The sequence below is a fragment of the Kaistella montana genome, from assembly GCF_024436175.1.
Lineage (GTDB): Bacteria > Bacteroidota > Bacteroidia > Flavobacteriales > Weeksellaceae > Kaistella > Kaistella montana.
In genome coordinates, this window is sequence record NZ_JANFQP010000002.1 from 555,768 (window position 1) to 568,450 (window position 12,683).

At 37.2% G+C, this 12,683-nt stretch carries 12 protein-coding genes; 6 read left to right on the forward strand and 6 right to left on the reverse strand.

Going from position 1 to position 12,683, the window contains the following annotated elements:
• Positions 1 to 72 precede the first annotated feature (72 nt).
• Positions 73 to 1,116 carry a PA0069 family radical SAM protein gene (locus NOV28_RS08770; RefSeq protein WP_255929842.1) on the reverse strand — a complete coding sequence of 348 codons (1,044 nt, stop codon included), beginning with the start codon at positions 1,114 to 1,116 and terminating at the stop codon, positions 73 to 75.
• Between the two features lie 123 nt (positions 1,117 to 1,239).
• The gene (locus tag NOV28_RS08775; protein ID WP_255929844.1) at positions 1,240 to 1,434 is read right to left on the reverse strand and encodes a hypothetical protein; all 195 of its coding nucleotides are present in this window, start codon (positions 1,432 to 1,434) and stop codon (positions 1,240 to 1,242) included.
• A gap of 137 nt (positions 1,435 to 1,571) precedes the next feature.
• Here NOV28_RS08775 and NOV28_RS08780 point away from each other — a divergent pair, with 137 nt between their 5' ends.
• The 6 genes from NOV28_RS08780 (at position 1,572) to NOV28_RS08805 (ending at position 8,025) form a co-directional block, all read left to right on the forward strand.
• Positions 1,572 to 3,686, forward strand: a complete 2,115-nt coding sequence (locus NOV28_RS08780) for a prolyl oligopeptidase family serine peptidase (protein ID WP_255929846.1) — start codon at positions 1,572 to 1,574, stop codon at positions 3,684 to 3,686.
• Positions 3,687 to 3,789: 103 nt separating this feature from the next.
• Positions 3,790 to 5,553: a DNA mismatch repair endonuclease MutL gene (gene mutL, locus NOV28_RS08785; protein ID WP_255929848.1), complete on the forward strand. Its 1,764-nt coding sequence runs from the start codon at positions 3,790 to 3,792 to the stop codon at positions 5,551 to 5,553.
• 6 nt (positions 5,554 to 5,559) lie between these two features.
• Positions 5,560 to 6,291 (forward strand): rhomboid family intramembrane serine protease, encoded by a 732-nt coding sequence (locus NOV28_RS08790; RefSeq protein ID WP_255929850.1) that lies wholly within the window; start codon positions 5,560 to 5,562, stop codon positions 6,289 to 6,291.
• Positions 6,292 to 6,293: 2 nt separating this feature from the next.
• Positions 6,294 to 7,274 (forward strand): endonuclease/exonuclease/phosphatase family protein, encoded by a 981-nt coding sequence (locus NOV28_RS08795; protein WP_255929852.1) that lies wholly within the window; start codon positions 6,294 to 6,296, stop codon positions 7,272 to 7,274.
• A gap of 3 nt (positions 7,275 to 7,277) precedes the next feature.
• Entirely contained in the window at positions 7,278 to 7,643 is a 366-nt protein-coding gene (locus NOV28_RS08800) for a hypothetical protein (protein ID WP_255929854.1), read from the forward strand.
• Positions 7,644 to 7,680: 37 nt separating this feature from the next.
• Entirely contained in the window at positions 7,681 to 8,025 is a 345-nt protein-coding gene (locus NOV28_RS08805) for a hypothetical protein (RefSeq protein ID WP_255929856.1), read from the forward strand.
• Positions 8,026 to 8,060: 35 nt separating this feature from the next.
• Here the strand turns inward: NOV28_RS08805 and NOV28_RS08810 are convergent, their stop codons facing one another.
• The 4 genes from NOV28_RS08810 to ftsZ all read right to left on the reverse strand — a co-directional run bounded on the left by NOV28_RS08810 (position 8,061) and on the right by ftsZ (position 12,667).
• Entirely contained in the window at positions 8,061 to 9,575 is a 1,515-nt protein-coding gene (locus NOV28_RS08810; protein ID WP_255929858.1) for a GH3 auxin-responsive promoter family protein, read from the reverse strand.
• 103 nt (positions 9,576 to 9,678) lie between these two features.
• On the reverse strand, positions 9,679 to 10,089 hold the full coding sequence (locus tag NOV28_RS08815; protein WP_255929860.1) for a BrxA/BrxB family bacilliredoxin: 411 nt from the start codon (positions 10,087 to 10,089) through the stop codon (positions 9,679 to 9,681).
• 211 nt (positions 10,090 to 10,300) lie between these two features.
• On the reverse strand, positions 10,301 to 10,747 hold the full coding sequence (locus NOV28_RS08820; RefSeq protein ID WP_255929862.1) for a GatB/YqeY domain-containing protein: 447 nt from the start codon (positions 10,745 to 10,747) through the stop codon (positions 10,301 to 10,303).
• An 81-nt stretch (positions 10,748 to 10,828) separates the two neighbouring features.
• Positions 10,829 to 12,667, reverse strand: a complete 1,839-nt coding sequence (gene ftsZ, locus NOV28_RS08825) for a cell division protein FtsZ (protein ID WP_255929864.1) — start codon at positions 12,665 to 12,667, stop codon at positions 10,829 to 10,831.
• Positions 12,668 to 12,683: the final 16 nt, after the last annotated feature.

Here is a 12,683-nt window from a genome sequence, read left to right on the forward strand (position 1 = left end):
CCAAAAACTTCAACTAATGTCTTTTTTGAGATAATTTTTATGGTTTTTTGAACATTTCTGGAAAAATTTGAACTAAAAAAGTTTGAGTTGTTGCGTTTTGCTTCCGGTAAAATTATCGGTTGAAAGTTTTGGAAATGCTTTGTCGGCAAAATATTTTCTTTTTCCTAAAGCAAAAGTGTGGTGAATCATTTCAGCGATGTTTCCTTCGCCTTGATATCTTTCATGGTAGCGTTTCTCACCGAGTTTTCCGCCACGCATCGAACGAATTAAATTCAGAACTTTTTGTGCTCTGTCGGGAAAATTTGCTTGAATCCAATTGACAAAAACTGGTTCCACCGTATCATTCAAACGAACCAAAACGTAACCAAAAGTTTGTGCGCCGGCTTCGGAAACGGTTTTTAGAATGTTCAAACTTTCATCGCTCGTTAATCCCGGAATTACCGGTGCGACCATCACTCCGGTCGGAATTCCGTTTTCACTGAGGATTTCAATGGCTTTGAGCTTGTTTTTGGTGGAAGATGTTCGCGGTTCCATTTTTCGACGGATTTCTTCGTTCATCGTCGGAATGCTTAGCGAAACGGAAACCAAATTCTGTTCTGCTAGAGGTTTCAGAATATCCAAGTCTCTTAAAACCAAAGTGTTTTTAGTTAAAATAGAAATCGGATGTCGATATTCCAAACAAAGTTGGAGGAGTTTTCGCGTGATTTCAAAAGTTCTTTCCGCAGGTTGATAACAATCGGTGTTTCCTGAAAGCATGATGGTTTTCGGGATATAATTTCTCTTTTGGAAAAATTGCTCCAATAGTTCGGGCGCGTTTTTCTTGACCATAATTTTTCTCTCAAAATCGACGCCGGCGGAAAATCCCCAATATTCATGAGTTGGTCGCGCAAAACAATAAGAACAGCCGTGTTCGCAACCTTGGTAAGGATTCATCGAGTATTCCATCCGCAAATCCGGACTTTTCACAGCGTTTACAATTGTTTTTGGGTAAACTTCGGTGAAATTGGTTTTTATTTGTTGAAAATCTTCTTCTTCCGGTTCAAAAGTATAGCGATCGAAACGGTTGTTTTCGTTTCGTTGCGCGCCTTGACCTTTGATGAAGTTTTCGTTTTTCATGAGAATAATGGGGTAAATTTATAGGTTTCTGGGAGAAAAATAATGAGTTTTAAGACGACATTTCTCCACAAAAAAATCCTGAATTCGTGGAAATCAGGATTTATCATCGTTTATAATAATCTTTTAAAGCATGGCCAAATATTCTACGCCATGGTTTCCTTCGTCTTTTTTCTTTTTCTCGAAATGGCGATGAAAATCTGAATAATAATCATAGTATTCTTGGTGTTTTCTAGAAAAAAATTTCTTTATCCCGAAGATTCCCAAGCCAAGGATTACTCCCACACTTCCTGCCAATAAAATTCCTGTTTCTTTTTTCATATTACTTTTGTTATGAGCATAAAATTAAGCAAATTGCATACCTTTCAAATATTAAATTATCGTAAAGTTTGTTAATGTTTCTTTCACTAACTTTAAAATAAGATAAAATTTATAAATTTGGTAAAACTGAAAAATTAATGAAAATAACGATTCTTACAGCTTCTGTTGCTGTCTTAGCAGTGAATATGATGAATGCCCAAAACCTCAATTCTAATTTGAAATATCCCGAAACCAAAAAGATTTCCCACACCGATGAATATTTCGGCAATAAACTTCCAGACCCTTACCGCTGGCTTGAAGATGACCGTGCGGATGATACCAAAGATTGGGTGCAACGAGAAGTGGCATTTACCAATAATTATTTGGCACAAATCCCTTTTCGGGAAGAAATTCGTAATCAATTGAAAGACATATGGAATTACGAAAAAATTGGTGCGCCTTTCAAAGAAGGAGATTATACTTATTTCTATAAAAACGATGGTCTCCAAGCACAAACTGTACTATACAGAACCGATAAATCTGGGAAAACTGAAGTTTTTCTTGATCCAAATAAATTTTCGGAAAAAGGAACTACTTCTTTGGCTGGAGTTTCTTTCAATAAAAAAGGAAATTTGGTAGCTTATTCAATTTCCGAAGGTGGTAGCGACTGGAATAAAATCATCATTCTGAACGCCAATACCAAAGAAAAAATTGATGAAACTATTATTGATGTGAAGTTTTCCGGAGCTTCTTGGTTAGGCGATGAAGGTTTTTTCTACTCAAGTTACGACAAGCCGAAAGGAAGCGAACTTTCTGCAAAAACCGATACGCATAAAGTATATTTTCACAAATTGGGAACGAAGCAATCTGAAGACAAATTGATCATAGGTGGCGAAAATTTCAAGCGAAGATATATGGGAGTCGGAGTTTCTGATGATGAACGTTTCGAAATATTAAGCGCTTCCGACGCAACCAGCGGAAATGAACTTTATATCAAAGATTTAAAGAAAAAATACGATTTTATTCCAGTTCAGAAAGGTTATGATTTCAACACGGATTTTGTGGATTCTAAAGGTGATTTTATTTATGCTTTAACGGATAAAGACGCTCCCAATATGCGTTTGGTGAAATTTAATATCAATCAGCCGGATGTTTGGATCGATGTGATTCCGGAAACCGAAAATGTGTTGAGCGTTTCAACGGGAGGTGGCTATATTTTCGCAAAATACATGAAAGATGCGGTAACTTCGGTGAAACAATTCGATTATGACGGAAAACTCATCCGAACCATCGGATTGCCAGGAATTGGAACTGCTTCCGGATTCGGAGGAAAGGAAAAAGAGAAAGATCTTTATTTTTCATTCACCAATTATATCACGCCGGGAACAACATATAAATTTAATGTAGAAACAGGAAAATCAGAAGTTTACCAGAAACCGAATGTGAAATTTAACCCAGAAGATTATGTTTCCGAGCAGGTTTTCTACACCTCAAAAGACGGAACCAAAATTCCGATGATGATTAATTATAAAAAAGGAACTAAACTCGATGGTAAAAACCCTACGATTCTTTATTCTTACGGTGGTTTCAACATCAGTTTGCAGCCTGCGTTTTCTGTAGTGAATGCAATTTGGATGGAAAATGGCGGAATTTATGCCGTTCCAAACATCCGTGGTGGTGGCGAATATGGGAAAAAATGGCACGATGCTGGAACCAAAATGCAAAAGAAAAATGTGTTTGAAGATTTCATCGCGGCCGGAGAATATTTACAAAGTAAAGGCTACACTTCCAAGGAATTTATGGCGCTTTCTGGACGATCAAACGGTGGACTTTTAGTTGGAGCAACGATGACGATGCGTCCGGATTTGGCAAAAGTGGCTTTCCCGGGAGTTGGAGTTTTGGATATGTTGAGATACAATAAATTCACTGCAGGAGCAGGTTGGAGCTACGATTACGGAACTGCGGAAGACAATAAAGAAATGTTTGAATACTTAAAATCTTATTCGCCGGTACACAACGTAAAAAAAGGAACTTGCTATCCTTCAACCATGATTATTACGAGTGATCACGACGATCGCGTGGTTCCGGCTCACTCTTTCAAATTCGGAGCTGAATTGCAGGAAAAGCAATCTTGTAATAATCCGGTCTTGGTAAGAATTGAAACCAATGCAGGGCATGGAGCGGGTAGAAGTACCGATCAAGTTATTGGAGAAAATGCTGATTTACTGAGTTTTGCATTGTATGAAATGGGATTCAAAACTTTGAAAAAGTAAGAGAAAAATAATCAAAAAGAAGAAACTTCCGGTCGTTTACTGGGAGTTTCTTTATTTAAAAAGAACAAATAAAATCAGTATTTTTGCACGATTATTATAGGAAATGTCAGATATTATAAAACTTTTACCGGATCATGTTGCCAACCAAATCGCTGCCGGCGAAGTGGTACAAAGACCTGCTTCTATCGTAAAAGAACTTATGGAAAACGCGATTGATGCAGGCGCTACGAAAGTGGAACTCATCATTCGAGATGCAGGGAAAAATCTAATTCAAGTTGTTGATAATGGTAGCGGAATGAGCGATACCGACGCGCGATTGGCTTTCGAAAGACATGCAACTTCCAAAATCAGCACAACGGAAGATATTTTTAAAATTTCTACCAAAGGTTTTCGTGGAGAAGCTTTGGCGTCGATTGCTGCGGTGGCTCAAGTCGAGTTGCGTACCAAAACCAAAGATGCAAAAGCAGGAACCAATATTTATATTGAAGGTGGCGGTTTTCAGTTTCAAGAGCCGATTCAAACAGCTGAAGGTTCTAATTTCTTAGTGAAAAATCTGTTTTATAATGTTCCGGCGAGACGAAAATTTCTTAAAAATAATAATGTTGAATTTCGCCATATTATTGATGAATTTCAACGTGTTGCGTTGGCTCATGAAAATATTGATTTTGAGCTTTTTCATAATGATGATGTTGTTTTCCGTTTAAGAAAATCGAGTTTACTGCAAAGAATTGTGGAAATTTTCGGTAGAAAATTGCATCAGCTTTTGGTTCCGATTAAAGAAGATTTGGGCTGGATCAAACTGAACGGATTTGTCGCAAAACCGGAAGGCGCCAAAAAAGTTCGTGGCGAGCAATTTTTCTTTGTTAATGGCAGATATTTCCGAAGTGCTTATTTCAACAAAGCGGTTCAGGAAGCTTTCGAAGGGTTGCTTTTACCGGGATATATTCCTACATTTTTCTTGTTTTTAGAACTCGATCCGGAAAAAGTAGATGTCAATATTCATCCTCAAAAAACGGAAGTAAAATTCGAAGATGAGAATTTAATTTTCGCTTTAGTGCGCTCCACGATCAAGAAATCTTTGGGAATTTATAATGTGGCGCCAAGTTTAGATTTTGATCGAGATACGAGTATTGATGCATTTGTTCATCAAAAAACAAATAGCAACGGAAGTTTTAGAGCTCCCGAAATTACAGTAGACCGCGATTATAATCCTTTTCTGGAAGAGCGAGTTTCTGCCGGTGAAACCAGAGCGATTACGGAAATGTATCAGCAGAATATTCCCGCTGAACCTTCGAAAATCAACCTTTTTGAAGATGAAGATTTTGATGAGGATTTAATGCGTTTGCCCAACGGTTATTGGCTTTTCAACAAAAATGGAAAAACTTTAATGCTCGATTTGGGCAGAATGCACCGCTTGGTTGTAAGTGAAAGAAATGCTAAGAAAAAACGCACGAGCGACAAGCATACTTTGCTGTTTTCACTGGAATATCACATGAACGAAACCGAGAAAAATAAATTTCGATCCATCAAAAAATATTTGCCTGAATTGGGTTTTGAAATGGTGATCGCAAATGATAATGTTTTGAGGATTGATGCCGTTCCGGAAGGTTTAAAAGAAACCCAAGTGATGAAATTCATGGAGAATCTTTTTGAAATTTTGGAGTATAAATCTGAAGAAGAATTTCTGGAGTTTTACCATAATCAATGGAACAAAATCCAAAGCAAATCACGCTTCGATTTTCTTTATAAAATAGATGCTGAACAAGTCATCAGAGATTTCACAGAGCTCGGTTTCCCGGATTTTTTGCCTTCCGGAAAAAGATGTTTCATTGAAATTCCGCTTGATGAATTAAAAAATAAATTTTAGAACCAAATGATCAACCAAATCCCACCCATAACGCGCAATATCATCATCATTAATGTTGTGGTTTTTATCCTCACTTACTTGCTGAATAGCGAGATGATGTACCAATATTTAGCGGCATTTTATCCCTTTTCACCCTTTTTCCATTCATGGCAAATCCTCACGCACATGTTTATGCATGGGAGTTTTATGCATATTTTGTTCAATATGCTCACTTTGTACAGTTTCGGGCCAATATTGGAAAGAATTTTGGGCGATCGAAAATATTTGATTCTTTATTTTGTGAGCGGTTTGGGAGCTTTTTTCCTATTTAATTTATGGAATTTTGTTGAGGTTGAACAGATTAAAACAAGTCTTCAAGGCTTTAGTTTCGATTTGAATGGTTATATGTCAGGAGAAAGTGTTGCATTTAAAGGGAATGCGCAAGCAGTTTTGGAGCAAAAAACATTGGTAAGTGAGTTACAATCAATTATTTCAGTTCCGATGGTTGGTGCGTCGGGAGCAATTTTTGGCGTTATTGCTGCTTTTGCAGTACTTTTTCCAGATGCTGAAATTATGATCATGTTTATCCCGGTTCCGGTGAAAGTGAAATATGTACTTCCGGTAGTAGTAATCGGTTCGGTGATACTTGGTGTTACTGGAAATGTTGGAGGAATTGCCCATTTGGCGCACGTTGGAGGCGCTCTTGTAGGAGGTTTATTGGCTTGGTATTGGAAGAAAAACCGATTCAGAATTAATTAAAAATGAAATTATTCCGTTTGCTCTTAACGATATTTCATTTAGGTATTTTAATGCTACTTTTGGGAACAGCGCTGAATGCCTATGTTCCACCAAGAGTTTTTCCGTGGCTGAATATGATTTCGCTTTTATTTCCCATTTTGATGATTTTAAATGTGTTGTTCTGTCTTTTTTGGACCATTTTATGGAAAAAAAGAGCGATTTTCTTTTTCGCTTTTTCTTTATTTTTAATTGTTCCTACTTCAAGATGGATTAATTATAGAGAGAAAAAATCCATAAAACCCAACCTTAAAATGATTACTTTCAACATCAAAGGAGGAAGAGTTGGTGGTAAGGAAAAAGTATTTAATTATCTGAAAAATAGTGGTGCAGATGTGATTCTGCTTCAAGAATATGGTTCTGAGTACCAAGTTTCAGGATATGATTATAGTGTCGGAAAATACGAGATTGTCGCTTTGAATTCTAAAACGAAAATTCTTGATCAAGGTAAAATTGCAACCAGCGGAAACGGAAATTCTTTCTTTGCCGATATCGAAATTAATGGCAAAAGAATTCGCTTTATCAACCTTTATTTAAGTCCTTTTTCCTTTGAAAAACAAAAAGTAAAACCCAGCGAAGATTTAGACCAAAACGAATACAAACTGAGATATATTCTGGGAAAATTGGTCCCTACTTTCAAAAACCATCAAACGGAAGTTCAGGAGTTGCAAAATGCAGTTTCCGCGTCGCCATATCCGGTGATTTTGGCGGGAGATTTTAATGCAGTTCCGAATTCTTATGAGTATTATCACTTAATTAAAAATCTAAAAGATGCTTTCGTAGAGGTAGGTCGAGGAAGTGCAACGAGTTTTCATGATTACAAATTTCCGATCAGGATTGATCATGTTTTTTGTTCAGAAAGTATTCAACCTGTCGCTTACAGAGTTGACCGAAGTGAAAAATTATCCGACCATTTTCCGGTGATTACCGAATTTTATATCGATTAAAAAATGAAAAAACTGATTGCTTTATCTTTCTTGATTTCAATGATTTCTTGCAGCAAAGAGAATCAAAAAAATCAGCATTCTGATCCCGTTGTTTCAGCGGTTCCACCTTATGATACGGTTGCGGTGGATTCTTTTTCAGCTGGAGCGACTTCGATGGATGTGGCACGTCAGATTAGAATTTCTTCCTTGCAATATCAGGATTCTTTAAAGAAAGTTCAGCAAAAATTGGAAGAAGAGAAATTGCTCAATAAAATGAACGAAGAAAAAGAGAAAGCCGATAAAAAAATAACTGAAGAGAATAAAAAAGCGGAAGAAACCAAGAAAAAACCTGCTGAAGTTCCTGCTCCAGAAAGCACTACAAATCCTTAATTTTTTATATATTTGAATAACACAAAAATTCAACAATATGAAAAATTATATCATTATCGCTGCTGCAGTTTCTTTAAGTTTAATGAGCTGCAAGAAAGCTGAAAAAAAGACCGAAACCGTAGAAAATCCCGACGGAAGCGTAACCACCACAACCATCGAAACAGAAAAAACAACTTCACTGGATTCTGCGAGAATTAACGAAACCGTGGAAGAAGCTAAAGAAAGATTAAATTCAGCCGGAGAAAAAATAGACGATGCTACGGATAAAGCCGGCCACGAGTTGAAAAAAGCTGGTGAGGATTTGAAAGATGTAGCAGCAAAAGGTGCCGAAAAAGTTGAAAAAGGAGCCGAAAAAGTAAAAGAAGATTTAAAAGAAAAATAAAAAAAACTCCGCTGAAAATTTCCAGCGGAGTTTTTTTATTCGTTTAATTTCAGCAACGGATCGATGTATTCACGGTCGTTGCTCAAACGCGGAACTTTATTTTGTCCGCCGAGTTTCCCGCGTTCCGACATCCATTGATAGAATAGTTGAGGTTTTGCCACATGTACAATTGGCTTTTTCAGAGTCATATTATTGTAGCGTTTTGCTTCGTAGTCGGAGTTTACGGATTTTAGATTGTTATCAAAAACTTCTGTAAATCGTTCTAAATCTTCGGGTTCTTTAGTAAATTCAAAAATCCATTCATGTGCGCCGCTTTCGCCATCTTTCATAAAAACTGGAGCACCGGTGAAATCTGTAATTGCAGAATCTGTTGCTTCGCAAGCCTTTGTCAGCGCAGTTTCCACATTATCAATCATCAGTTCTTCGCCAAATGCATTGATGTAATGTTTAGTTCTTCCGGAAATTTTAATTCGATAAGGATGAAGTGAAGTAAATTTCACCGTATCACCGATTAAATAACGCCACAATCCACTGTTGGTGGTAATTACCATCGCGTAGTTTTTCCCGATTTCCACTTCTTCCAAAGGAATTGCCTGCAAATTTTTTGGGTCAAATTGGTCCATCGGAATGAATTCATAGAAAATACCGTAATCCAACATCAGCAGCATTTCATCGCTACCGTGCTGATCCTGAATGGCGAAAAACCCTTCAGAAGCATTGTAAATTTCGTAGTAATTAATCTCTTTTCCGATGATTTTATGGTATTGCTCTTTGTAAGGTTTAAAGCTAATTCCACCATGAAAAAACACTTCAATATTCGGCCAAAGTTCAGCAATATTTTCTTTTCCGGTTTCGGTTAAAGTTCTCTGCAACAAAACCATCATCCAGCTCGGAACGCCGGTTATGCTGCCTACATCTTCATTTTTTACTTCCGAAACAATTGCTTTCAGTTTGCTTTCCCATTCCGACATCAGCGAAACTTTTTTGCTCGGAGTTGTGGTAATTTCTACCCAAAACGGAAGATTTTCAATCATAATGGCGGATAAATCGCCGAATTTGGTGTTGAAATCTTCATATAATTCTGAACTTCCGCCCAGTCTTAAATTTTTATTAGAGAAAAGATTGTTTTCAGGATGATTGTTGGCGTAGATCGAAAGCAAATCCTTTCCAGCTTTGAAATGACAATCTTCCAAACATTCTTCGGAAATAGGGATGAATTTGCTTTTGGCATTGGTTGTTCCGGATGATTTTGCAAATTTTCGAATATAACCGGGCCAGAAAACATCAGGATTTCCTTGTCTAGCTTTTTCAATAAACGGTTCGAAATCTTCATAAGTGACGATGGGAACATTTCTTTGAAAATCTTCATAGCTTGAAATAGAACTAAAGCCGTGGATTTTTCCGTAGTCGGTATTTTCCGCATGATAAAGCTGGGAAAACAAAACGCCGTGTTGCGTTTCAGAAGGATGATTCATGAAATTCTGAATCTGATCAATCCTTTGCCGGATAAACCAATTGACGACCGTATTGAAAAGCGCTTTTGTTGCCATTAGGACAAATATAATATATTTCAGCCAAAGTCCGATATGCTTTAGAAAACAAAAAATTCCGCTCTGAAAAGAGCGGAATTTTAATTCAAACTAAAATTTTCGTTTAGCAATATTCGTCGTAAGCAGCCTGTAGGTTTGCTGCGATAGCTCCTGCAGGATTTCCTTCGATATGATGTCTTTCGAGCATGTGAACCAATTCACCATCTTTGAAAAGTGCTACACAAGGAGAACTTGGCGGAAATGGCGCTAAAAATCTACGAGCTTCTGCTACAGCATCGGTATCAAAGCCAGCAAAGACAGTGGTTAAGTTGTCAGGTTTTTTGTCACCTGTTAAAGAAAAAATCACACCCGGTCTTGCTGCTCCTGCTGCACATCCACAAACGGAATTTACCATTAATAGGGTAGTTCCTTCTTTTTTTAATGCGTTGGCTACTTCTTCTGGAGTTCTTAGGTCTTGGAAACCTTTATCGGTAAGTTCTGCCTTCATCGGCATTACTAATTCTTCTGGATACATATTTATATTATTTAGGTTTAAAAAAATTCGAGTTTTGAAACTTAATTAGTGCAAATTTAATTTTTTTTGGAAGATTAAGCTCATCCAAATTAGTAATCAAAATCATTCCAAATTTCTATAATGGTCTTTTTGGCAGAAAAAACCCGAAACATCAAATGTTCCGGGTTTCAATCAAATCGATATGCAAAGGTTGAATATCCGTATTAAAACATTAGGAAAGTAGTTTTTTCGCCATTTCAGAAATGCTTTTGCCATCGCTTTTTCCGGCGAGAGCTTTGCTGGCAATTCCCATTACTTTTCCTAAATCTTTGGCGCTTTCGGCACCTGTTTCGACAATGATTTTCTTCATTTCCGTTTCTAATTCTTCTGCTGAAAGCTGTGCAGGTAAGAATTTTTCAATTACTTTCATCTGAGCGCTTTCTACTTCTGCCAAATCGCTGCGATTTTGAGCGGTGAATTGATCATAAGAATCTTTTCTTTGTTTGATCATTCTTTGCAAAATGGCGATTTCTTGTTCAGGAGAAACTTCAGCTCCTTTGGCTTCTGTTTTCAAAAGAAGAATTTGTGATTTTACAGCGCGCAAAGCATCGAGAGCTACTTTATCTTTCTCTCTCATAGCGGTTTTTATCGCGTCGCTGATAGTATTTTCTAAACTCATTTTTTTAATTTGATAATTTGATGATGCGCTAATTTGATAATTGATTGAGTATTATCATTTTAATACATCGTCGCACTAATATTAATCTACATCTTTGTTCAAGAATCTGTTTTCGCGAATCTGCATTCTCCCGTTTTGATCAGCTAAAAAACTATTGATGGTATTTTCAGAAGCGTTGCTACCGTCGATGCTGATGTTTTTTCTTCTGAAAGCTGGAACGGTTTCAAATTCGCTCTCGAAATCTGTTGTTTGATATCTTGAATTGAATTCTTTCAACTTGTTTCTTCGTTCCATTACTTTATCGCTGGAAGTAGGTTTGCTGATGAAAGTGAAATCGTCTTCAATAACAAATTTTTCGGCAACCTCAGGCGTTTCTACAGTTTCGTTTTGCACCTTTTGTTCGATGATTTGAACCGGTTCAGGTTTGATCTCAGCTTTGGGTTGTGGTGTCTCAACGGTCGGCTCATCAATCGGTTCGTTTACGAAAAAACTGAATTCCAATGGTTTTTCTTCCGAGAAAGTGGTTTTTGATTCTACTGGTTTTTTCTCGTTTTTTTCTTCTACTTCAAATTTGAAAGATTGAGATTCCGGAGCTTCATATTGTAGGTCTTCAAAAGAGAAAAGATCGATTTCCTGAGGTTCGTTTTCACGGAATTTTTGTTCAGGAGTTTCTTCGTCATCTAAATCAAAAAACTTAATTTCTACTGGAGCTTCTTTTTCAACAACTACTTTTCGTTCTACGGTTTTTACTTTGAACTCTGGAGTTGGCAAATCTTCTTCATCATCTAAAACGAAAAGACTTTTTGTGGAAAAATCTTCTTTGGTGATGTCTTCTCTTTCAGATTTTTGTTTAAATGGAGATTCTGGTTTTGCAGGAGTTGCTAAACTATCATTTAAAGTGAATCTCACTTTTTCAGTAGTTCCGGAATGTTTTTGATGATCTTTGGCAAAGCCCGTTGCGATAACCAAAACGCTTACTGCATCACCCAATTCTTCATCGGTTCCAACCCCGAAAATAATATCTGCAGTGTTACCGGCTTCTTTTTGGATATGATCCATAATCACTCCGATTTCATCCATTGTTACTTCTTCAGAACCACTTCTGATAAGGAGAAGAACATTTTTAGCACCGGTGATTTTGTTGTCATTTAATAATGGGGAATCCAATGCTTTTTTCACAGCTTCTTCGGCTTTATTTTCGCCTGAAGCAATACCGTTGGACATCAATGCTGTTCCGGAATTAGCTAAAACAGATTTCGCATCACGGAAATCGATGTTGACATCAAAATAACCTGTGATTACTTCTGCCATTCCTTTTGCAGCATTAGTTAACACTTCATCCGCTTTTGAAAAACCAGATTTGAAACCTAGGTTTCCGTATTGCTGACGCAGTTTGTCATTATTAATAACGATTAAAGAGTCAACATTATTTCTCAATTTATCGAGACCGAGGTCGGCTTGTTCCAATCTTCTTTTTCCTTCAAAACTGAAAGGCACAGTAACGATACCTACGGTAAGAATTCCCATATCTTTGGCTACTTTTGCGATAACGGGAGCTGCTCCAGTTCCGGTTCCGCCGCCCATTCCTGCAGTGATGAAGACCATTTTGGTATTTTGCCCCATTGCAGCTTTGATATCTTCGATGCTTTCGATTGCAGCTTTTTCACCTACTTCAGGATCCGCACCCGCACCTAAACCTTCAGTAATGGTAACGCCTAGTTGTACTTTGTTGGAAACAGGATTATTATCTAACGTTTGTGCATCGGTATTACAGATAACGAAATCTACTCCGTGGATTCCTCTTTCGTACATGTGTTTTAGTGCGTTGTTTCCGCCGCCACCTACACCGATCACTTTTATAATTGATGAATTTCCTTTTGGCAAATCAAATGAAAATCCTTGTGTGTTCATATTTTCCATAGTATGTATTTTTTTT

What these genes read in the sequence shown, in the direction of transcription:
- NOV28_RS08795 (WP_255929852.1), top strand. Translation starts at nt 6,294, where the DNA reads ATGAAATTATTCCGTTTGCTCTTAACGATATTTCATTTAGGTATTTTA.
- NOV28_RS08780 (WP_255929846.1), top strand. Translation starts at nt 1,572, where the DNA reads ATGAAAATAACGATTCTTACAGCTTCTGTTGCTGTCTTAGCAGTGAAT.
- NOV28_RS08790 (WP_255929850.1), top strand. Translation starts at nt 5,560, where the DNA reads ATGATCAACCAAATCCCACCCATAACGCGCAATATCATCATCATTAAT.
- NOV28_RS08815 (WP_255929860.1), bottom strand. Translation starts at nt 10,089, where the DNA reads ATGTATCCAGAAGAATTAGTAATGCCGATGAAGGCAGAACTTACCGAT.
- NOV28_RS08770 (WP_255929842.1), bottom strand. Translation starts at nt 1,116, where the DNA reads ATGAAAAACGAAAACTTCATCAAAGGTCAAGGCGCGCAACGAAACGAA.
- NOV28_RS08810 (WP_255929858.1), bottom strand. Translation starts at nt 9,575, where the DNA reads ATGGCAACAAAAGCGCTTTTCAATACGGTCGTCAATTGGTTTATCCGG.
- ftsZ (WP_255929864.1), bottom strand. Translation starts at nt 12,667, where the DNA reads ATGGAAAATATGAACACACAAGGATTTTCATTTGATTTGCCAAAAGGA.
- NOV28_RS08800 (WP_255929854.1), top strand. Translation starts at nt 7,278, where the DNA reads ATGAAAAAACTGATTGCTTTATCTTTCTTGATTTCAATGATTTCTTGC.
- NOV28_RS08820 (WP_255929862.1), bottom strand. Translation starts at nt 10,747, where the DNA reads ATGAGTTTAGAAAATACTATCAGCGACGCGATAAAAACCGCTATGAGA.
- NOV28_RS08775 (WP_255929844.1), bottom strand. Translation starts at nt 1,434, where the DNA reads ATGAAAAAAGAAACAGGAATTTTATTGGCAGGAAGTGTGGGAGTAATC.
- mutL (WP_255929848.1), top strand. Translation starts at nt 3,790, where the DNA reads ATGTCAGATATTATAAAACTTTTACCGGATCATGTTGCCAACCAAATC.
- NOV28_RS08805 (WP_255929856.1), top strand. Translation starts at nt 7,681, where the DNA reads ATGAAAAATTATATCATTATCGCTGCTGCAGTTTCTTTAAGTTTAATG.